Source organism: Virgibacillus sp. 7505 (genome assembly GCF_002272135.1).
GTDB lineage: Bacteria > Bacillota > Bacilli > Bacillales > Amphibacillaceae > Terribacillus.
Map to the genome: position 1 here is coordinate 176180 of NZ_NPBF01000018.1, position 21354 is coordinate 197533.

Sequence of the window (21354 nt, forward strand, 5' to 3'; positions counted from 1 at the left end):
ATATGAAGATCATTTCGACATTAGAAGCGTTGCAGCAAGAAAGAAAGCAACTGGCGAAGGAGCAGAAATCAATTGGTTATGTGGCTACGATGGGCTTTTTGCATGAAGGGCATCAATCCTTGATGAAGCGCTCCAAGGCAGAGAACGATATCACTGTGCTTAGCATTTTCGTAAATCCGCTGCAATTTGGTGAGGGCGAGGATTTTGAGACTTATCCGAGAGATGCAGTCCGTGATCTGGCTGTCGCGGAAGCAGAAGGCGTCGATATCGTCTTCATGCCAGAAGCAGCAGACATGTATCCAGGCAGCAGTACCATCAAACTGCATGTTGCTGACAGAGTAGACGTGCTCTGCGGCAGATCAAGACCCGGTCATTTTGATGGTGTGGTTACTGTCTTATCGAAGCTTTTCCATTTGATTCAGCCGGACAGAGCGTATTTCGGGCTGAAGGATGCACAGCAAGTAGCAGTTGTACAAGCTTTGGTGCACGACCTTAATTTCCCGCTGGAAGTGGTTCCGGTACCGACTGTGCGCGAGGCAGACGGATTAGCGAAAAGCAGCCGCAACGTCTATTTATCAGAGGAAGAGAGACAAGAAGCTCCAGCTATTCACCACGCACTGCAGCAAGCTAAACAAAGCATCCAAGATGGAACAAAGGATCCTGAAAAAGTAGCATCTGCTGTAAAAGAATTTATAAACAGCCAAACAAGTGGTAGAATAGACTACGTTGAAATTTTGTCATATCCGGCCTTGAAGCCAGTCAGGGAAATAGATGAACGGATCATCATTGCTGCAGCTGTCTATTTCGACAAGGCAAGATTGATCGACAATCTAGTATTAGAAGCTGATGGCTCCATCATGGACCGTTTTTAATATAGGGGGATAATAAGATGTTTCGCACAATGATGAAGGCGAAGATACATCGTGCTCGTGTCACGGAAGCAAACTTGAATTATGTTGGCAGTATTACGATCGATACGCACATTCTGGAACAAGTAGGCATACTTCCTCATGAAAAAGTGCAGATTGTGAACAATAATAATGGAGCTCGTCTCGAAACATATGTCATCCCCGGTGAGCGGCATAGCGGTGTCATCTGCCTAAACGGTGCTGCTGCACGTCTTGTACAAAAAGATGATGTAGTTATCATCGTTTCCTATGCCATGCTATCTGAAGAAGAACTGGCTGACTTCAAGCCAAAGATCGCCCTGATGAACGAAGATAATACAGTTCAGGAAATCATCGAGGAAGAACCGCCGCTTACTGTTATGATGTAACGGCATAAAAGAATCGTACGATAAGACTCTTATCTGTGATAAGAGTCTTTCTTTTCTAAGCAGTATGGAGGGTGGAGTATGGAAAAATTTGTAGTGGTGGATCTTGAAACAACAGGACATGCGCCGTCGAATGGCGATAAAATCATAGAGGTCGGGATTGTCGTCATCCAAGGACGTGTGATCACAGATCAATTTCAGACGATGCTGGATCCCGGTATGCCGATTCCACCTTTCATCTCCCAACTGACAGGTATTACGGATGAAGATGTAGCTGGTGCTCCGCAATTTGAAGATGTAGCAGAAGAGATTTCTGCTTTCTTCAAAGATAGCTATGTGGTCGCTCATAATGCGAATTTTGATTTGCGGTTTCTGAACAGCGCTCTGGAAGAGGCGGGACTAACTCCAATCCAGCGCCCAGTGCTGGATACGGTCGAGTTGGCGCGTATTCTGCTGCCAACGGCACCGAGCTACAAATTAAGCGTTCTTAGTGAGCATCTTTCTTTTGAACATGATCAGCCTCACCGTGCGCTGTCCGATACGCTTGTAACGGCAGAACTCCTGCTGTCTCTACTTGATGAGCTAGGAAAGCTGCCTTATGAGACAATTTCTCATCTACTGACACTGGAACGCTCATTGAAGAGCGATTTACGCGGCTTACTTGAGTACCGTTTGGAGGAACTTGCATTCGAGGATACACAAGACGATGGGCTTGAGGTTTATCGAGGGCTGGCATTTCGGAAAGTCCAGGAAGAAAATGATACTGTATCTGTTATTACCCAGTCTTTCGGTGAGATGGCGGATCAGCTGTATCAAAAGAGTGGCTGGCTTTCAGAGGGAATGGAGGGCTATGAGCCGAGAAAAAGTCAGCTGGAGATGAGTGAACAGATCTTTGATGTTTTCCAATCAAATAAACACGCTCTCCTGGAAGCAGAAACAGGTACCGGAAAGTCACTTGCTTATCTTTTGCCAGCAGTATACACAGCAGTTAAAGAAAAGAGCCGGATCGTTATCAGCACTCATTTGACTCAGCTGCAGGCACAATTGATGGACAAGGAAATTCCGCTTTTACAGCGTATTCTGCCGTTTTCCTTTAAAGCTGCACTGCTGAAGGGAAAGCAGCATTATTTAAGTCTCAGCCGCTTCGAATCAGAGCTTCAGCAAACAGCAAATGATAATTATGATATCGTACTTACAAAAGCGATTTTACTTGTATGGCTGACAATGACTGAAACTGGTGATATTGATGAAGTGAATCTGCCTTCCAGCGGGAAGCGGTTTTTCCTGCATATGTCTGCGGATGCAGAGGATACGCAAGATCCATTTTCGCCATGGTTTTCCCGTTCGTTTTATCAGCGGGCAAAAAAAGCAGCATGGCAGGCAGATGTGATCGTGACGAACCATGCGCTGCTTTGCAGCGATATGCAAGAAGAATACCAGCTCCTGCCATCGTATCAGCGAGCCATTATCGATGAGGCACATCATTTCGAGGCGACAGCCGCGAAGCATTTTGGATTGGCATTGGATTATGTGAGCATCCACCATATGCTGTCTCATGCGAATAAAGTATATGAGACAGCAACGGATGAGCTTCCAAATACACAAGCAGAGATGCTGATTTGGCAAAGTTTATGGGATCAGACTAAAGAAGAAGCAGATGACATGTTCCGCTACATCCATGATTTTGTCTTGTCCCAGCATAAAAAGAAGCTCGGAACCAACGACATCGGCAGATTACAGCTGCGGCTCGAGGATGTTCGGCAGACAAAGCAGGTCCTGGTAATAGCTGAAATGAGCAACAGATTATTATTTGGTGTGCGAGACTGTATCCACCATTTGCTTCAGCTGACAAAATCCGCTGATAAGCAGGGGGATAAAAAGATTGCTGATTCCATTCGGAATGCAGTGGATCAGCTGCAGACAATCATTGATGCGATTGAACGGATGTTCCTTATGTATGACGATGAGGAAGTGAAATGGATAGAAGTCGATATGTACGGCGCGCGAAACGCTGTTTACTTGTACAGTGAACCATTAGAAATTGCAGATTTGCTACTGGAACATTTCTTTTCGGAAAAGAAGAGTGTTGTGCTCACAAGTGCAACTTTAACAATGAAGCAATCGTTTGCTTTCATTCAGGAACAGCTAGGCTTGGATGAACACACCGTAACAAGACGTTTCGATTCTCCTTATTCTTATCAGGAGCAAGTACAGCTGCTTGTCCCAAATGATTTTCCGGACGTGCGAGGCAAGGATAACTATCCTTTCATTTATGCGGTTTGCGAATCGATTCTGAGCCTTGCAGCCATTACGGATGGGCGAATGCTAGTATTGTTCACTTCCTATGATATGCTGAAAAAAGCTTATGGACTTGTGAAGGAATTGACAGAGGATCAGGATTATACTTTGATCGCCCAAGGTATTACGAGCGGCAGTCGTGATCGGCTGAAAAAGAATTTCCAAAGCAATAAGAAGGCCATCCTGTTCGGAACCAGCTCATTCTGGGAAGGCGTCGATATTCCTGGAGAAGATTTAAGCTGTCTCGTCATTGTAAGGCTGCCATTCCAGCCTCCAGATCATCCGATTTATGAGGCAAAGGCAGCCAAATTGAAGGCAGAAGGAAAGAATGCCTTTATGGAGCTTGCATTACCTAATGCCGTCATCCGCTTCAAGCAAGGGTTCGGCAGGCTGATTCGGTCATCCAGTGATAGAGGAATTGTGTTCGTTTGTGATGACAGGATGATGAAGACAAGATATGGCAGTTACTTCACGGCTTCGATACCAGATGTACCCACACATTATAAGAGTACAGCTGAACTTTTGGAGCTAGCAGAGGAATGGCTATAAAAAAAGTGCGCCACTAGGACGCACAACTGCTGGGGAGAAGGAAGATTTTTGTTGAAAAAACTTTGAACTCGTCTTAGAATTACACCAGTACAACTGGTATAATAAGAATTGGATTGCTTCTCAACATACATTAGTTTGCTGCAGAAAGCCATCTCTATGAGTAACAAATCATGTAAATGAATTGCTCGGAGGTAACGATGATGGAAAATAATAAGATGGAGACATTGTCCACTGTACGTGTACAATACAGCAGCGACCTGTACAAGCTGGTTGACTCACTGAACCGTACACTGAAAGAGAAGGACTTAATGTTCGGATTAGCATTGGATGAGGAAGATCATGATACGGCGATATTCACGATTTACCGTACCTAAATGGGCAAAGATCACAATTTTCAGTGCTTTAGCAGTTTTGATCATTGTCCTCGGCTGCGGTATATACGTTTATAGCACAGCACAAAATGCACGAACAGAGGGCTTTGAAGCTTCAGAGGACTTTGCACTTGATAATACGGATCTAGAAACCGCAGATGAAGTGACACGCTTCAATGGCGAACATGTATATCATGTCGTCAAAGGCAAGCAGGCTGATGGAGAAGATGCTATCGCTTATGTCAAAAAGGGCGAGAAGGATCCTAAGCAGATCATTTATACAACAGATACTGCTGATGAACAGCAAGCAGAAAGCAGCTGGCAGTCAGCGTGCGGAGCGGACTGTCAATTGGATGATGTCCGGCTCGGATTGTACGATGATGCACCAGCATGGGAATTCACATTCCGCGATGGACAGGATCGCCTCGGCTACAGTTATTACACACTAGATGGCACCGAGCAGCTGGAAAGCTATGCTCTATCCAACCAATATCAATAATATAACTACATATGTAGGACAGACAATGGAGGGTTCTTTTTGAAGACAACGATCGCAAAGCTTAGTGAGCATGTAGGAGAAGAAGTAACAATCGGAGCGTGGCTCCGCAACAAACGTTCCAGCGGTAAAATTGCATTTTTACAGCTGCGTGACGGAACTGGATTTGTACAAGGTGTTGTCGTGAAAAGCGACGTATCTGAGGAAGTGTTCCAGACAGCCAAGAACATGACACAGGAAACTTCCCTTTATGTTACAGGAAAAGTAGTAGAGGACAGCCGTTCTTCCTTCGGTTATGAAATCCAGGTCAGTGATGTGGAAGTAATCCATGCAGCAACAGATTACCCGATCACACCAAAAGAGCATGGAACTGAATTCTTGATGGACAACCGCCATCTGTGGCTTCGTTCCCAAAAACAGCATGCGGTGATGAAAATCCGTAATGAAATCATCCGTGCAACGTATGAATACTTCCATGAAAATGGCTATACGAAAATCGATCCGCCAATTCTGACAGGTTCCTCTGCAGAAGGTACGACGGAATTGTTCCATACAAAATACTTCGACGAAGAAGCATATCTATCACAAAGCGGACAGCTTTACATGGAAGCAGCTGCAATGGCATTCAACAAAGTATTCTCCTTTGGTCCGACATTCCGTGCAGAAAAATCCAAAACTAGACGTCATTTGATCGAATTTTGGATGATTGAGCCGGAAATGGCTTTCGTTGAACACGAAGAAAGCTTGGAAATCCAGGAGAACTACATCAGTCACCTAGTTGCTTCTGTACTGAAGAATTGCAAACTGGACCTTGAAATCCTTGGACGCGATACAGAGAAATTGGCTAAAGTTACTGCGCCATTCCCGCGCATCACGTACGACAAAGCGATCGAATTATTGAAGGAAAAAGGGTTTGATGATATTGAGTGGGGTGAAGATTTCGGAGCACCGCATGAGACTGCGATTGCTGAAAGCTTCGACAAGCCAGTATTCATCACGCATTACCCAGCTGCAATCAAAGCATTCTACATGAAGCCAGATCCGAATCGGGAAGATGTCGTGCTTTGTGCAGATTTGATTGCTCCAGAAGGCTATGGCGAAATCATCGGCGGATCTCAGCGTATCGATGATCTTGAATTGATGGAAAAACGCTACGAAGAACATAACCTGACTAGCGATGCGTACAACTGGTACTTGGAATTACGCAAGTACGGCAGTGTGCCACACTCAGGCTTTGGTCTTGGTCTGGAGCGGACAGTCGCTTGGCTTTCCGGAGTGGAGCACGTTCGCGAAACTATACCATTCCCACGTCTTTTGAACCGTCTATACCCATAATAAATAGATTACCTGACGATCCCTTGTCGAATGACGAGGGATTGTCCTATTAATGGAAGGAGAACCCAGATGAATAACGACTTGAATTACCAACGAATGCTGGGAAATCCATTTTCCTTTCCCGGTATTTTGATGAATAGATATGTATCCCTTGGATTGAATGAAACGGAAATGATGGTCATTTTGCATATTTGCTTCTTCCAGCAGCAAGGTATCATGTTTCCGACAACAGATCAACTTGCCAAAAAAGTAACGCTTTCCGAAAGAGATGTAGCCTTAGTTTTACGCAAGCTCGTTCAGCGTAATATGCTGCAGATTGAAGATGTGCAGGAAGAAAATGTGCGAAGCCAAGCTTACAGTCTGAACGGATTATGGCATCTCGCGTTTGCAGAAACCGTGTATCCTGAACCAGAAAAGAATACAGACAAAGAAGAAGAGGCTGCAATATTCATTCTTTTTGAGCAGGAATTCGGCCGTCCATTGTCACCTTTTGAAATAGAAACGGTCACATTATGGCTCGATGAAGACATGCAGCCGCCATCCCTCATTAAAGCTGCTTTGCGAGAAGCAGTACTAATGAGTAAATTGAATTTCCGCTATATAGATCGTATTTTGCGTGAATGGAAGCGTAAAGGTATCCGATCCGTAGACCATGCTCGCAAGGAAAGTAAATCATTTCATGAGAACCAGCGGCCTACAGCAGCTGCAGTACGTTCAGAGCAGCAAGCACCAGCCCGTGATGTAAGTATTTACTATAACTGGCTGGAAGAAGATTGAGGAGGAAAGCATACAATGCTGAACAAAACACAGATACGACGGGCATTGGATGCGATGCGAGACATGTTCCCAGAAGCAGCATGTGAACTGGTCCACCGTAATCCATTCGAGCTGGTGATCGCCGTACTGCTGTCTGCGCAGTGTACCGATAACCTTGTCAATAAAGTAACGAAAGATCTGTTCGAAAAATATAAGACACCGGAAGACTATCTAGCTGTTCCGCTTGAAGAGCTGCAGCATGATATTCGTTCTATCGGCCTTTATCGCAACAAGGCGAAAAATATCCAGAAGCTTTGTCAGACGCTGCTTGATCAATACGATGGAATTGTCCCAGACACACGTGATGAACTAGTCAAGCTAGCTGGAGTAGGGCGCAAGACAGCCAATGTGGTAGCATCGGTTGCTTTCAACGAGCCTGCCATTGCTGTAGATACCCACGTTGAGCGTGTATCCAAACGGCTCGGTTTTTGCCGCTGGAAGGACAACGTAACCGAAGTAGAAAACACATTGATGAAAAAGGTACCACGTGATGAGTGGAGCGATACACATCACCGCATGATCTTTTTCGGACGCTATCATTGTAAAGCAAGAAACCCAAACTGTCTGGCATGTCCCTTGAACGACATTTGCCGGGAAGGCAGGAAACGTCTGAAGGCCGAATCAAATTAAAAGACAGTCACTCCAAATTGAAGTGACTGTCTTTTTTTGTTTGATATTTTGTTATTGCTGCTCGTCTGTATTTCCTTGATCAGTTTCCGATGCATCTCCGCCAGTATCCGATTCCGGATTGTCTCCATCAGGATTTTCTTCTTCCTCGGTATTGCCGGATTCCCCGCCTTGATCAGAATTTCCATTATTATTACCGTTGCCGTTGTTATTCTCATTTTCGTTACTATTACCATTGTTCTGGCCACTGTTTTCATCGGCGTTTTGGTCTTGATTCTGTTCATCATTCTGATCTTGGTTCTGCTCGTCCTCATTTTGCTGATCTTCATTGTTCTGATCTTGCTGATCCTCAGCATTTTCATCAGGATTTTCTTCTTCTTCTGCGTTTTCTTCCCCACCAGGGACGGTGACAGAAGTTGATTTCGCCTCACTAGTTTCGCCATCAACTGATGCTGTAACCGCAATGTTGTAGGTTTGTCCAGCTTGGACGTTCTCAATTACTGCTGACGTATCAGACGTGGATGTAGAGCCGCTTGGATCGGCACTTACACTGAAGTTTGCATCGCCATCGTAGTTCCAGCTGATACTAATGCTGTTGCTTGCTTCATCATAGCTTGCAGAAAGTCCGGTAACCGGAGCTATTTCTTTTTCTTCATATCTTTCTGATGTAGCACCAGGAAGATTACCCTTCAGGAATAATTCCGTCAGGATTTCAGAAGAGGGGGTGCCAGCACTAGGAGAAGCAGCAGGGCGAGAGCCTTTTTCGACTTTCGCCTCCACTACGCTGCTGGGTTTTTTAAAGCTTTCCGTGTCCTTACCTTCATGGACTTCTGTCATGATTTGCTTAAATAGCTGTTTTGCAACATTCGTTCCAATTACACCGTTTCCGTCCTGGATTACTGTACTACCTTTATCGTTACCAGTCCAAACAGAGAGGGTGTAATTTGTTGTCAAGCCATTCATCCAGGAGTCAGGACTTCCTTCTTGGTCTTCTAGATTGGTTGTACCAGTCTTACCAGCAATATCCAACCCCGGCACATTTGCTAATGTTCCGGTACCTTCTGTCATAACAGAACGCATCATGTCTGTTACCATATAAGCTGTTGATTCGCTCATCGCTGCTTCAGATTCTGGTTTCATATCCAACGTACTGCCATCGCTAAATTCTATTTTCGTAATGGCATATGGCTCCGTGTAGATACCTTCGTTACCAAATGCTGCATAAGCGCCAGCAATATCAATCGTATGGAACTGAGCTGCTCCACCTATACTATCTCCATTTTTGATACCATCCGGAAATTCCAGACCCAGACCATTCGCGAATTTCTCTGCGTTTTCTGCACCAACAGCTTGGAATGTTTTGATTGCTGGAATATTGTATGATTTCGCCAAAGCAGTTCTTGCGCTCATCCAACCATGGAATCGATCATCATAGTTACCAGGAGTCCACTTACCAATAGTAAGTGGTTCATCATTAATTTGTTCATACGTAGATGTATAAACACCATTTTCAAATGCTGGTGCGTAGTCAAGAATCGGTTTCATACCTGATCCCGGCTGACGACCATTTCCCTGGATAGCATAGTTGTAACCGCCAAGTTCGTTGTTTCGATTACCGCCAATAGCCCGAATTGCTCCGCTCTTAGTATCGAGTAGGGTAATACCAGCTTGCAGTTCTTCATTGGGCCAGACAATGCCGCTGTCTTCGCTAAGTGCATTTTCCACAGTGTCTTGCGCATCCGGATCCAAAGTTGTATAAATCTTCATGCCATCTAGATGAAGATCAGTATCTTCAAAACGCTCGCTAAGCTCTTTTTGTACTTGATCAAGAAAAGCTCCATATTTATTTGACTGTGGCTTCTTCTCAGTAAGTAAATCCTCAACCTTTGTCTTTTTCGCTTCATCTGCTTCTGCTTGGGTGATTTTCCCATGCTGTACCATTAAATCAAGAACAGTGTTCATACGTTCCTGAGCAAGATCGGGATTCTCAAATGGGTTGTAAGCAGTAGGTCGTTGTGGTAGCCCAGCAAGCAAAGCTATTTCTGGCAGTGTTAAATCATTCAAGTCATCTTTATCAAAATATGTTTCTGATGCTGTTAATACACCATTTGCATACTCCCCGTAAAAAACTTTATTCAAATACATTTCTAAAATTTCTTCCTTGGAGTACTTGCGATCAAGCTGGAAGGCAAGCCACCATTCCTGTACTTTTCGTTTGATTGTCTTTTCCGGAGATAGGAAAGAGCGTTTGATGACCTGCTGGTCGATCGTACTTCCGCCTTCTGCCCCAAATCCATTCTTAAAGTTGGAAATTAATGCGCCGCCGGTACGAATGATATCGATTCCGTTATGTTCAAAGAATCGGGAATCCTCTGTAGCAGTTACTGCATCAATCAGCTGCTGCGGCAGATCGTCATACGTTACTTTTCGTCTGCTTTCCGAACCTAATTCGGCAAATTCATCGCCATTCATGTCATAGACGATATTGGAAGCAGGGTCGGTTAGTTTTTCTTCGTCCAGCTTAGGAGCTGTAGCAGCGTAGTAAGCAAATACACTACCACCTGCGATAACACATAATATACCTATTAATACAATCGTAAGTAATATTTTCTTCCAAATAGGTTTTTTCTTCTTTTTCTGTTTTCTTCTTGATGCACGAGATTGGCCCTTTTCTGCCATTACTCCTCTTCCTCCGTTCTAAAATGAAGCTGGTCGATAATGTGTAAGTAATCGACCTTTGCCTGATACTTCATTGGAATCAGAAATCCTTGCTCACAAATCACTTCGTAGGGAATGGATTTTCTGCCTCCATCATATTGACGTTTCCACCACGGAAAAAGTTTCTCTGCTTCGAAAAAAAATGTTTGATTATGTGCGGAAAAACGCATAATGACGAAGCAGATAGCCCCATGGCTGCATACATGCTCCATGTGGGAAATCTGGTGCTCGTGGAAATTGGAGAGCGGGAAACTGGTCTTGTTTTTGGTGACCTTGGCTTCGAAGTCTACATATTTTCCGCGATATACGCCATTATAATCCGTAGTGGATGCTTGTTTGAAATACGCTTCTTTAATGACCGCTGCACTTCGTTTTGGATAGTCGACCTTGACAATCTGCACCGGGGTAGGTTTTTTGTGGATGATAGCCTTTTGCTGAGCGAGATAATACTCGTTTGTCTCATTGATATCTTCCTCTAAAGTCATCCCTCTGTTGCCGAAGTCGACAGGCTGTGTGAGCCTCGATGCAGCAGTTTGTCTGATGATCTTTTTCCCGTTAGGATATTGCACAGTTTCTCCCCCCACTATAGGAATGATCATACCATAATCCTTAGAATACTTCACTTTGTGTCTGTAACTCAACTGAAAAAAGGGGCAATTCGATGACAATTACTGACATAGCACAATTGCTTTCTTCCATCGAAGAGAAAACAGCCGCTGCAAACTTAGATAATATCCGAAGAACGATGGCATATCAAGCTTTTTATGAACGGAATCCAGAGATAAAGTGGGCATTCCTGGCTTCCATGGTTTCTAGGAACGCTGGCTGGAATATGACAGATTTACATTTGGATATGTTTCAGGACTTACTGTCAGCACGTATAAGAAAACAGCTTTTTTCTCTTTACGAACGTGCCAATTGGCTCATTTTCTCTGATGCTTATCCGCAGTTGCTGTTGTATGAGTCACATAAAAAAGGACAAATTGACATGATTGCACTTCTTCATCATTTTCGTGTGTCTGCTTTTATGGAAGAAACGTGGAAGCAATTCATAAAAGAAGGTGACATGCAGCAGCTGCTGTACTGCCTTATCGTCAACGAACAGCATGTCATCGGCTCGCCTGTCATCGTCCAGCCGTTCTATAAAAAGCATGTCTTCAGCCGCTGGCCATATCAGCTTCAAGATTTTTTTCGTTTGAATACTGTGTTCTTCCCGACAATGGATGGGGAGTTGTACGGACTGTATGCTCACCATTTTACAAGTGTGGATGAGCGAATACAGATGGGGAAGAAGTTGAGCCAGCTCCTTTTTGACGACCAGCTTTATCCCGCATTTATACAATTTGCCAAACGCGTTCCTTACACAGGTTCTCGAGATGATTATGAGCGCTATGGCAGATTTAGAACCATCGGCAGTTGTCCACTACGAGCGTGCTATCCAGTCATTACACACAAAGATATTATTCGTACGGACTGGTACAAATATGGGGGCATCAAACGAAGTTGGCTCATCCCTGAGAAAAAAAAGCGTCATCGTCCAACCGGAACCGTCTTTTATTGGAAGAGGCGATTGATGAAGATTGCGGCATTGATCAAGAAAAAAAGCAAAGCGATCAATTGACCGCTTTGCTTTTTTTCTTATATGGAAGGACGGTTTGGTCCATCAAGCTTTTTATCATACCCGTCGCCGGCAGTGCGGGCTGTCGGCCGTTTCTGGCCAGTCGATGTCTTTCTTTCCTGCTTTTTCATCTTTCACCCTCCTTTATAGTTAGGATGAGCGAAACAGCTCTGAATCATGCGAATGTGCCCGTATTTTTTGTTGTTTTGTCAACTGTGCAGGAGTTGTCTTAAATGGGCAGAAACAGTAAGGAAAAAGGGGGCATACGGATGAACAAGCAAAATGGTGTGACCAAAGAAGAATTGCAGCTGGCTCTGTTCCAGCTGACTGGCGCATATCGGAAATTGGACCAAAGACTCACCGTACAGGCGAACCGTTCCAGGATGACGTTAAAACAGCCTTTGATTGAACGAGTGCTCCGAGCAGAGTCCCAGCTGGATAAAAAGCATGATAAATGGAATCATGAGCATGGTAAATTAGCCTGACTGCTTGTATAATAGAACAACACGAAAAGCAGAGAAGGGGTTATATTGACTACATTACCGATATATAATAAGCAGCTATCCGACTTGATGGCACGTTTGAAAGAGCGCTTCCTTACGCATGAGCCTCCAAGCGAAAAGCACGATAAAGCATTTTTTGAGATGGTCAAGAAGGAAACAGAACCAATGTATCTGCTGCTTAGGAAGTGGCACCAGGCTGCTGAGGAATTTGTCCAGCAGCGCGAGGTCAGTGTGCATCCGCAGCAGGTACAGTCTACAGAAGAAAATGTCCATTTAATCATTCTGCATAGTTATTACATAGACATCAAGTCAGAACGATATATGGATTATCACCAATCAATCGGCTACGTCATCCAATTGCTAGATGAAGATTTGGACCGAATTGAAGGATACAACGGAGAGGGAGAAAACAAATGACGAAAGAAGAATTGATTAATCTGGCTAAAGAAGCAAGAGAACGGGCATATATACCTTATTCTAAATTTGGAGTAGGTGCTGCAGTACTGACAAAGGCAGGAAAAGTTTATCAAGGATGCAATATCGAAAATGCTGCTTATCCAGTTACATGCTGTGCTGAACGAACAGCAATTTTCCAAGCAATTGCAAACGGCGAAAGGGAGTTCTCTGAAATCGCAGTTGTTGCGAATACAGAACGTCCAGTTCCGCCTTGCGGATCTTGCCGCCAGGTAATGGCTGAATTCTTCCCGCAGGATGCTGTCATCCACATTTCGAACATGAATGGTGTTTCAAAGACAGTTACTATGGAAGAGCTGCTTCCGTTTTCATTCCAGCCAGAAGATCTCTACTCTGACGAAAAAGCTGCGCAGTAACAATCGACACTGATTCAAGGACTAAAAGTGTTTTTACACTTTGGGTCCTTTTTTTATTTTTTTATTTATCGTTCGATAGGTTTCTTCATAAGGCGAACAGGGTAAAGGGGACTATTGGAATGGAGGTCTGACCGTTGACTAAGAAAAAAGTAGCAGTTATCGGAGCTGGTCCTGGGGGTCTGACAGCTGGGATGCTGCTTGCAGCCAAAGGGTATAACGTAGAAATATATGAGAAAAATGATGTGATTGGCGGCCGGACTTCACGTTTGAAGCAAGGCGAGTTCCAATTTGATCTTGGTGCGACCTTCTTCATGATGCCTCAGCTTCTGGAGGAGCTTTTCGAGGAAGCGGGTCGAAATCTTCACGATTATGTCCAGCTGCATCGACTAGATCCATTATATACGCTTCGGTTTGGGGACGTCACTTTTACTCCGCGAGTCGACAGACAAGATATGCTGGATGAAATCGAACGGGTCTTTCCTGGCGAAAGCGAAGGTTTCATTCAGTTCATGGAAAAAGAAGGGGAGAAGTTCGACCGAGTGGAAAAACTTCTGCGCCGTCCTTTCGTACATAAACGCACGTATCTGACTAAGGATGTGCTGCATGCGCTGCCGAAACTGGATATGTTTCAGACAGTATATAGTAAGCTTTCTACCTATTTTAATGATGAACGATTAAAATATGCTTTTACCTTCCAGGCAAAATACTTAGGAATGTCACCTTGGAAGTGTCCTGGCACATTCACGATACTATCTTATCTTGAGCATAAGTTCGGTTTGTACCATCCCATAGGTGGCGTAAATCGAATTTGTGAAGCGATGCGTCAGGTGATTGAGGAGTACGGAGGCATTGTCCATACCGGAAAACCTGTTGCTCAAGTTCTTACAGAAGGCAAACGGGCCACAGGTATACGTCTGGAAGATGGTCATGTCGTTCATGCTGACGAAGTAATTATCAATGCGGATTACAGTTATAGCATGCAGCATTTATTTGATGGTAGGTGGAAGAAGAAATTCCGGAAGAAAACGGAGAATAAAAAATATTCCTGCTCAACCTTCATGCTTTATTTAGGCTTGAAGCAAGAAGTCGACCTTCCTCATCATATAGTTGTCTTTGCAGATGACTACAAAAAGAATGTAGAAGAGATGACAGAACAGTTCGTTCTTTCAAAGGATCCGTCCGTCTACATTCACTATCCGACGAAACTTGACCCGACAACGGCACCTGCTGGAAAGTCTACAGCATATTTGCTGATGCCAGTGCCGAATACGGAGGCTGACATTGATTGGAACGAAGCAAGTCCTCGTATGCGGCAGAAAATGCTGGATATCCTTGCTCGTGAAACCGGCATTGATAATATTGAAGCTCTGATTGAAACGGAGCATTGCATCACCCCGTCAGATTGGGAAGCGATGAATATTAAGCATGGAGCAGTATTTAATCTTGCTCATTCACTTGATCAAATGATGTACAATCGACCTCATAATCAAGTGAAAGAGCTATCCCATTGTTACCTTGTTGGTGGGGGAACGCATCCTGGCAGCGGACTGCCAACCATTTTTCAGTCAGCAAAGATCAGTGCCGATCTAGTGGAGAAGAATAATGGAGCGAAAACTTATCAAATGATAAATTCCTCTCGGAAGAAGGTGACGATGTGAAAACGGCAATTATCGGTGCAGGTATCGGTGGGCTAACAACTGCACTGCTTCTGGAAAGACAGGGAAATGAGGTTACGATCTTTGAACAGCAGTCGAATCCTGGTGGGCGTATGCAGTACGAAACTGACGGCATGTTCCGAATCGACCAAGGTCCGACAATTGTCCTTCTGCCCGATATGATTCGCAGTGTATTGGAGTCATGCGCTATTCCCCAGAAGGATCTTGAACTGATTAAATGTGATCCGCTTTACCGGATTCATTACGCGGATGGTACTGCGTATACAAAATATGCCGATCCTGCAAAGCAGAAAAAAGAATTACTGGAGAAGTTTCCAGATTCTGCGCCACAATTTGATCAATTCATGCGCGATATGAAAAACGTATACCGGTTTGGGGTGAGTCAATTTTTGGAGCGGGGCTTTTCGAACAGGTTACGTTTCTTTACGACAAGCAACCTGCGTTTCCTTTATAAAACAAAAGCTTACCGTAATGTTCATTCTTTTATCAGAGATTATTTCACCGAACCGAAGCTGCAAGATGCTTATGCACTCCAATCCTTGTATATAGGAGGTTCTCCTTATACGACTCCTGCAATTTATGGCCTTATTTCTTATAGCGAGCATGAGCACGGTATCTGGTATGTGAAAGGAGGCTATGCGGGACTGATCGAAACGTTGGTTTCTTATTGTGAAAAACGGGGTGTCACTATTCAGTACAATTCGAAAGTGGAAAAAATCCGGAAGAATGGGAAACGAGTAAGCGGTATCGAGATGGACGGAGTATACCAGCCTTTTGATAATGTAGTGTTCAACGGTGACTTTCCTGCCATTCATTCTTTACTTGATGATAATAAAGCAAAAAAGAAAAAGCAGCCTGCTGCCTCCAGTGGCTGCCTGCTCATTTATGCAGGTACCAATCGAAAATGGGAAGAGCTGCAAACACATCAATTTGTGCTACCTGAACAGTTCCAGCTAAATATGAAAGCTATTTTTGAGTCCAGGACTATCCCAGATGACCCGTCCTTTTATGTATTCAATCCGGGTTCAATAGATCCGTCATGTGCTCCTGCCGGAAAATCGGCATTATATTTCCTAGTCCCAGTTCCATCCGGCGACCATATCAATTGGGATCAGCAGCAAGACTTACTCGTTGAACGTGTTCTTCACAAAGCAGAGCAGACGCTGCTGCCAGGATTGTTGGGATCAATTGAATGGCTGAAGGTAAGGACCCCGGCCGATGCAAGTCAAGCTGGGCTGTATCAAGGAGGGAGCTTTGGAATAGCTCCGAATCTGCTTCAATCAGGAGGCTTCCGCCCGCAGAACAAACCATTCGGTATTGAAGGACTTTATGCTGTCGGCGCTTCTGTCCATCCAGGCGGAGGTGTACCGATCGTCATGCAAGGAGCGAAGAATTTAAGTGACCTAATAAAGAGTGAGGTGGGAGACTATGCTCAAGAAACCGTACGCAAAAGCGTGTGAGAAGGCGATGAAGCAGCACTCCGCGAGCTTTTATCAAGCTTTTCGCGAGCTTCCTTCTCCGCGTAAGGAAGCTGTTTTTGTTATTTATACTTTCTGCCGGATGATTGATGACAGCATGGATGAACCTGAAAACAGCGCTTATACGCTGGACGAGCTGGAGTGGAACTTTCACCATCTCAGCCAAGCGGAAGGGCATTTTATCTGGCCTTCCCTTCGCTGGCTGTTCGACACTTTTCCAAATCTGGAACCAGCGCCGTTCTTCACCCAGATAAAGGGTCAGCGCATGGATGAGGAGCATACGCATTACAAAACATTTGAACAGCTGGAAAACTATTGCTACCACGTAGCCGGATCTGTCGGCGAAATGCTGCTGCCGGTATTGCATGATTACCCGTCAGAGCAAATTGTTCAAGCAGGAATCAAGCTTGGTAAGGCAATGCAAATTGTCAATATCCTGCGGGATATCGGAGAGGACTTGGAGCGCGGTCGACGATATGTTCCGCTGTCTATCATGTCAGCCTATGACTATACAGAAGAAGCGTTTTATGCCCAGGAACTATCGTTTTCGTTCAATCAGGTGATTGATGACTTGATAACTACTGCTGACAATTGGTTTGAAGAGGGTCTGGAAGGTTTGAGTACGTATCCCGAATCGAGTGCATTTGCAATCACATTGGCAAGCAGCTATTATGCAGCAATCATGGATGCAATCAAGGAAAATGATTATGATGTATTCCATAAGCGTGCATATGTACCGCAGTCACGTAAACTAGCACTTTACAAAGCTGCCAAAAAGGCGAGGAAAAAGGAATCGATTACATGATGTATCGTATCTTCGCTGTTTGGCTGTTTATAGGACTAGTGCTTCTTTTATTCTGGGAGCTGCCGGAATGGCTCTACTTTGCAAATAGTATTTTTATGATTCTTTATACGGCATCCGTTCTGGCAGAAAGCAAAGCATATTTCTTCCATAACACGAAAAAGATCAAAACGACCGCTGTTCTGTTAATCATCGGTTTTACTACATTGCTCATTGAAGCACTAAGTGTTTATACAGGATTTCCGTTCGGCGATTACGGATATACGACCATGCTCGGGTATCATGTGTTGGGAGTACCCTTTACAATCGCCATTGCCTGGGTTGGTTTTATCGTTAACAGCACTATGATCAGTACACAGCAAAATAAGTGGCTGCGGGCTTTGGAAACTGGTATATGGGTCGTATTCATTGATTTAATACTTGATCCTGTCGCATTAGCTTGGGACTTTTGGCAATGGGATAATGGCGGTTTTTATTATGGGATTCCGGCAACGAATTTTATTACATGGTTTTTCCTGGCTGCTATTCTGTCATTAGTGCTTCCATTGCAAAGGGGAGTGAAGCCGTCAGTTCAGTCGTATCGATTATTGGAATTGATGTTCCTGTTTTTCGGTCTGCTGGCTCTGAAGAAAGGTTTCATCCTTGTTGCTTGTCTGGCCATTCTGTTCATTCTTGTTACAGAAGGGAGGAGAGTGTTTGATTCAAGCAGAAAAAAAGCGATGGTTCATTAAACTTTTCGCTGCTTATCAACGGTATTATTTGCTTCCTCGTAACTTTGAACGTGTTGAAGCTACCGGACATGTCCAGTCACCAGAAGTACCCGTCATTTATATTGCAAATCACAGTTCTTGGTGGGATGGACTGCTAATCTTCCAGGTTGTGGAAGATCATTTGAGAGGCAATCATTATATGCTGATGGCCCAAGAAGGACTGGAAAATTATCGCTTCTTTCGCAAGCTCGGTGCCTTCTCCATTAACCAAACAAGAATTCGCGATGTTGTCGCTTCCCTTCAATATGCAACACAGCTGCTGGAAGCGGGCAGCTGCGTTTGGCTGTTTCCCCAGGGTCAGATTTTGCATCAAGACCAGCGTCCATATCTTTTTGGGACGGGAATAGGTTATTTGCTGCATCAGAAGCAGGTACCGGTCGTCCCGGTTACTTTACATTATCATTTCGGGGAAGAAAAGAAGCCCATTGCTTCCTTGCACTTCGGTAAACCGATTCAGGAGAACTGGGAAAGCATGACACGTTCCAGTGTCAGTATGTATTTATCTAAACTACTCGAAGAACAAGCAGACGAGCATAAACAGACGATCATCGGGGGGCTGCGTATGGAGTCCCAGGAACAGATCAGCTAGGAAGGGGATGCGTTATGCTTGTACTAGTATTAATAATCAACTTCCTGCTTCTACTTCAGCTGATTTGGGTGCTGTATAACAGCACCGCTTTTCCGAAAAGCTTCACGCAAAGAAGTCCTGCGGTCAAGCCATTGAGCATACTGATACCCGCACGAAATGAAGCAGATAACATTGGACAGTTACTTGAGAGTCTGATACCGCAACAGGACTACATAAAAGAAATTCTTGTATTGGATGATCAGTCAACGGATGGAACAGCTGCTATTGTGCAGCAATTCCAGCTTAAGCTAAAGAACTTGAAACTAATTCAAGGCAAGGAGCTGCCTTCGGGCTGGACAGGTAAAAACTATGCTTGTCATCAATTGGGGCAATATGCGGAAGGGGATTGGCTGCTGTTTCTCGATGCGGATGTGACAGTGGAGAAAAGTGGACTTGTGCTGCTTCAGCCATATCTTGACGGTCGTTATCATATGATATCTGCTTTTCCGAGGCAGCGTGTTCATACTTTTCTTGAACGCATGCTTGTACCATTCATGGTTTTCCTCGTCATTTGCCACTTACCAATTCGACAAGTAACGAAAGCCCAAGATCCTAAATTCACTGCAGCTCACGGTGCGTTCATTTGTATTCACAAGGAAAGTTATCAGAATGCTGGCGGTCATGCTGCTATCAAATCTGCCATAGTGGATGATATGGAACTTATGCGTCTGATGAAACGGTCTCAGTTTCCAGTCGCTTTGCTGCGCGGTGAAAAATTCGCCAGTATGCGAATGTACGAGGCTAACCGTTCTGTGTGGCTCGGATTCCGGAAAAATATTTTCACGGGGACGGGAAGCAATATATTCCTTACTTTATTTATATGTGTGTTATATGCACTGATATATGTTGTACCGACAGTTTGCTTTGTTTCTGCTCTATTGATTGGCGCTACGCAAACGGCGCTCGCAGCAGCTTTGGCTTATATGATCGGAGCTATCATTAAATTTTTCATTGATTTTCAAGCTAAGACAAGCTGGTATACATTCTTTCTCTACCCAATTGCATGTACCTGTTTTATTTTGCTTGCTATGGATGCAGTAAGGATTCATAAACAAAAAGAGGGATACGAATGGAAAGGCAGGAGATATTACGAATGAAACGTGCTATCATCATCGGGGGCGGATTAGGTGGTTTGACGACCAGTATATATCTTGCCCATGCTGGCTGGAATGTAAGAATACTTGAAAAGAATAAAACACTTGGCGGCAAGCTTCAACAGGTTAACCAGGATGGTTTCCATTTTGATTTAGGACCAAGTACAATCACGCTAAAGCACATTTTTGAACAAGTATTCCATGATACAGGACGAGACAGCCGAGATTATTTGTCCTTCTACCCAATCACACCAATTGGGAAGAATTTTTTTCCTGACGGGAGTATTGTCGAGCTGACCGCAGACGTCGAGAAGATGCAGGAACAGCTGGCCGTCTATAGTAAGGCTGACGCAAGGGCTTATCCTGCTTTTCTTGCCGAAAGCAAGAGGCTGTTTCAAATTTCTGAGAGGGCATTTCTTCATAAACCTCTATTTCTACTGAAGGAAAAACTGCAGCCTGAGCTTTTGCGCAATTTTGCTAAAATTCGCCCTATACAATCGTTTCAATCTCTATTAAAACAATACTTCCGGCATCCGAATACATTACGTCTGTTCGGCAGGTATGCGACATATGTCGGGTCCTCTCCTAATCAAGCACCATCCATCTTTGCCATGCTGGCATTCCTGGAAGCGGGGGAAGGAGTGTATGGCATTAAAGGCGGCACATACAAACTCGTGGAAGCATTTGAAAAGCTAGCTGTGGAATTAGGTGTTCACATTGAAAAAGAAACCGACGTGACCAGTATACAGACAAGCCGAGGCACCGTGACAGGGGTTACGACTACCAAAGGTGACTATGCTTGTGATACGCTTATCGGAAACGGAGATGCCCTAAGCTTGTACAGTGGACTGCTGGATAAGTCTGATCGACCGCATTTTTCTGATCAAAAGATTAAGAAAGTGGAGCCTTCTCTGTCCGGCTTCACAATGCTCCTAGGTGTTCAAAAGCGTTACGCTCAATTAGCTCATCATAATGTATTCTTTCCTTCCGATTATCAAGCGGAATTCACGTCGCTCTTTAAAGACAAGCAGTATATCAAGGAACCAGCACTATATATTTGTTTTTCGGGAGCCAGTGATCCGGATATGGCACCTGCCAATATGAGCAATTTGTTCGTGCTTGCAAATGCACCGTCTCTTACTGGATTGAACCAGCTGCAGGATAAAGAACGGTACAAGGATCAGCTGATCCAGCAGCTAGAAGAGAGAGGACTTGTTGGTTTGTCGGAGAATATCATTTTCGAAGAACTTCAAACGCCAGCTGATTTAGCTGTGCGAACGCGTGCTTTTCAAGGAGCAATTTACGGAATGAGTTCGAACAGCTTCACGCAAGCTTTTTTCCGAATACCAAATAAAGATACGCATTTGAAGGGTCTTTGGTTTGCTGGTGGTTCGACACATCCAGGAGGCGGTACACCAATGGTCACTTTGAGCGGGAAATTGACAGCGCAAGCAATATTACAGGGATAGGTT

22 protein-coding genes are annotated in these 21354 nt (G+C 44.3%); 19 read left to right on the top strand and 3 right to left on the bottom strand.

From position 1 onward, the window contains the following. Nucleotides 1-2: 2 nt before the first annotated feature. From panC to nth, 8 genes are all read left to right on the top strand, one after another. Nucleotides 3-872 carry a pantoate--beta-alanine ligase gene (gene panC, locus CHH91_RS06700; RefSeq protein WP_095222681.1) on the top strand — a complete coding sequence of 290 codons (870 nt, stop codon included), beginning with the start codon at nucleotides 3-5 and terminating at the stop codon, nucleotides 870-872. 17 nt (nucleotides 873-889) lie between these two features. Beyond that, nucleotides 890-1276 carry an aspartate 1-decarboxylase gene (gene panD / locus CHH91_RS06705; RefSeq protein ID WP_093879685.1) on the top strand — a complete coding sequence of 129 codons (387 nt, stop codon included), beginning with the start codon at nucleotides 890-892 and terminating at the stop codon, nucleotides 1274-1276. Between the two features lie 78 nt (nucleotides 1277-1354). Next, the gene (gene dinG, locus CHH91_RS06710) at nucleotides 1355-4120 is read left to right on the top strand and encodes an ATP-dependent DNA helicase DinG (RefSeq protein ID WP_095222682.1); all 2766 of its coding nucleotides are present in this window, start codon (nucleotides 1355-1357) and stop codon (nucleotides 4118-4120) included. A 200-nt stretch (nucleotides 4121-4320) separates the two neighbouring features. Continuing rightward, nucleotides 4321-4494 (top strand): YpmA family protein, encoded by a 174-nt coding sequence (locus tag CHH91_RS06715; protein WP_093728373.1) that lies wholly within the window; start codon nucleotides 4321-4323, stop codon nucleotides 4492-4494. Continuing rightward, nucleotides 4460-4990, top strand: coding sequence for a cell wall elongation regulator TseB-like domain-containing protein (locus CHH91_RS06720; RefSeq protein WP_095222683.1), 531 nt, complete (start codon nucleotides 4460-4462; stop codon nucleotides 4988-4990). Before CHH91_RS06715 ends, CHH91_RS06720 begins: the two co-directional genes overlap by 35 nt. Nucleotides 4991-5029: 39 nt before the next feature. Next, nucleotides 5030-6322 carry an asparagine--tRNA ligase gene (gene asnS, locus CHH91_RS06725; RefSeq protein WP_095222684.1) on the top strand — a complete coding sequence of 431 codons (1293 nt, stop codon included), beginning with the start codon at nucleotides 5030-5032 and terminating at the stop codon, nucleotides 6320-6322. Between the two features lie 69 nt (nucleotides 6323-6391). Next, a complete protein-coding gene (locus CHH91_RS06730; protein WP_095222685.1) occupies nucleotides 6392-7099 on the top strand; it encodes a DnaD domain-containing protein in 708 nt (235 codons plus the stop codon). 15 nt (nucleotides 7100-7114) lie between these two features. Beyond that, nucleotides 7115-7768 (top strand): endonuclease III, encoded by a 654-nt coding sequence (gene nth / locus CHH91_RS06735; RefSeq protein ID WP_095222686.1) that lies wholly within the window; start codon nucleotides 7115-7117, stop codon nucleotides 7766-7768. Nucleotides 7769-7819: 51 nt separating this feature from the next. Here nth and CHH91_RS06740 read toward each other — a convergent pair whose 3' ends face one another. Together CHH91_RS06740 and recU are read right to left on the bottom strand one after the other, a co-directional pair. Next, nucleotides 7820-10444 carry a transglycosylase domain-containing protein gene (locus tag CHH91_RS06740; protein WP_095222687.1) on the bottom strand — a complete coding sequence of 875 codons (2625 nt, stop codon included), beginning with the start codon at nucleotides 10442-10444 and terminating at the stop codon, nucleotides 7820-7822. Continuing rightward, the gene (gene recU, locus CHH91_RS06745; protein ID WP_483372389.1) at nucleotides 10444-11052 is read right to left on the bottom strand and encodes a Holliday junction resolvase RecU; all 609 of its coding nucleotides are present in this window, start codon (nucleotides 11050-11052) and stop codon (nucleotides 10444-10446) included. The genes CHH91_RS06740 and recU overlap by 1 nt, the downstream gene beginning before the upstream one ends. A gap of 92 nt (nucleotides 11053-11144) precedes the next feature. Between recU and CHH91_RS06750 the strand changes: the two genes are divergently transcribed. After that, nucleotides 11145-12104, top strand: coding sequence for a DUF2515 family protein (locus tag CHH91_RS06750; protein WP_095222689.1), 960 nt, complete (start codon nucleotides 11145-11147; stop codon nucleotides 12102-12104). 17 nt (nucleotides 12105-12121) lie between these two features. Here CHH91_RS06750 and CHH91_RS20240 read toward each other — a convergent pair whose 3' ends face one another. Then, nucleotides 12122-12232: a spore protein gene (locus CHH91_RS20240; RefSeq protein WP_141234138.1), complete on the bottom strand. Its 111-nt coding sequence runs from the start codon at nucleotides 12230-12232 to the stop codon at nucleotides 12122-12124. Between the two features lie 102 nt (nucleotides 12233-12334). On the opposite strand from CHH91_RS20240, the gene CHH91_RS06755 reads away from it, so the two are divergent. The 10 genes from CHH91_RS06755 (at nucleotide 12335) to CHH91_RS06800 (ending at nucleotide 21351) form a co-directional block, all read left to right on the top strand. Next, on the top strand, nucleotides 12335-12586 hold the full coding sequence (locus CHH91_RS06755; protein WP_095222690.1) for a hypothetical protein: 252 nt from the start codon (nucleotides 12335-12337) through the stop codon (nucleotides 12584-12586). Between the two features lie 45 nt (nucleotides 12587-12631). Next, a complete protein-coding gene (locus tag CHH91_RS06760) occupies nucleotides 12632-13021 on the top strand; it encodes a DUF1798 family protein (RefSeq protein ID WP_286160707.1) in 390 nt (129 codons plus the stop codon). After that, nucleotides 13018-13434 carry a cytidine deaminase gene (locus CHH91_RS06765; RefSeq protein WP_095222691.1) on the top strand — a complete coding sequence of 139 codons (417 nt, stop codon included), beginning with the start codon at nucleotides 13018-13020 and terminating at the stop codon, nucleotides 13432-13434. Before CHH91_RS06760 ends, CHH91_RS06765 begins: the two co-directional genes overlap by 4 nt. A 134-nt stretch (nucleotides 13435-13568) precedes the next feature. Then, entirely contained in the window at nucleotides 13569-15092 is a 1524-nt protein-coding gene (locus tag CHH91_RS06770; protein ID WP_095222692.1) for a phytoene desaturase family protein, read from the top strand. Then, complete coding sequence (locus CHH91_RS06775; RefSeq protein ID WP_095222693.1) at nucleotides 15089-16570, top strand: phytoene desaturase family protein; 1482 nt, start codon at nucleotides 15089-15091, stop codon at nucleotides 16568-16570. Before CHH91_RS06770 ends, CHH91_RS06775 begins: the two co-directional genes overlap by 4 nt. After that, a complete protein-coding gene (locus tag CHH91_RS06780; RefSeq protein ID WP_095222694.1) occupies nucleotides 16539-17393 on the top strand; it encodes a phytoene/squalene synthase family protein in 855 nt (284 codons plus the stop codon). The genes CHH91_RS06775 and CHH91_RS06780 overlap by 32 nt, the downstream gene beginning before the upstream one ends. Further along, nucleotides 17390-18121: a carotenoid biosynthesis protein gene (locus CHH91_RS06785; protein ID WP_095222695.1), complete on the top strand. Its 732-nt coding sequence runs from the start codon at nucleotides 17390-17392 to the stop codon at nucleotides 18119-18121. The genes CHH91_RS06780 and CHH91_RS06785 overlap by 4 nt, the downstream gene beginning before the upstream one ends. After that, nucleotides 18087-18749 carry a lysophospholipid acyltransferase family protein gene (locus CHH91_RS06790; protein ID WP_176465704.1) on the top strand — a complete coding sequence of 221 codons (663 nt, stop codon included), beginning with the start codon at nucleotides 18087-18089 and terminating at the stop codon, nucleotides 18747-18749. Before CHH91_RS06785 ends, CHH91_RS06790 begins: the two co-directional genes overlap by 35 nt. A 14-nt stretch (nucleotides 18750-18763) precedes the next feature. Beyond that, a complete protein-coding gene (locus CHH91_RS06795) occupies nucleotides 18764-19885 on the top strand; it encodes a glycosyltransferase family 2 protein (protein ID WP_095222696.1) in 1122 nt (373 codons plus the stop codon). Continuing rightward, on the top strand, nucleotides 19882-21351 hold the full coding sequence (locus CHH91_RS06800) for a phytoene desaturase family protein (RefSeq protein WP_095222697.1): 1470 nt from the start codon (nucleotides 19882-19884) through the stop codon (nucleotides 21349-21351). The genes CHH91_RS06795 and CHH91_RS06800 overlap by 4 nt, the downstream gene beginning before the upstream one ends. Nucleotides 21352-21354: the final 3 nt, after the last annotated feature.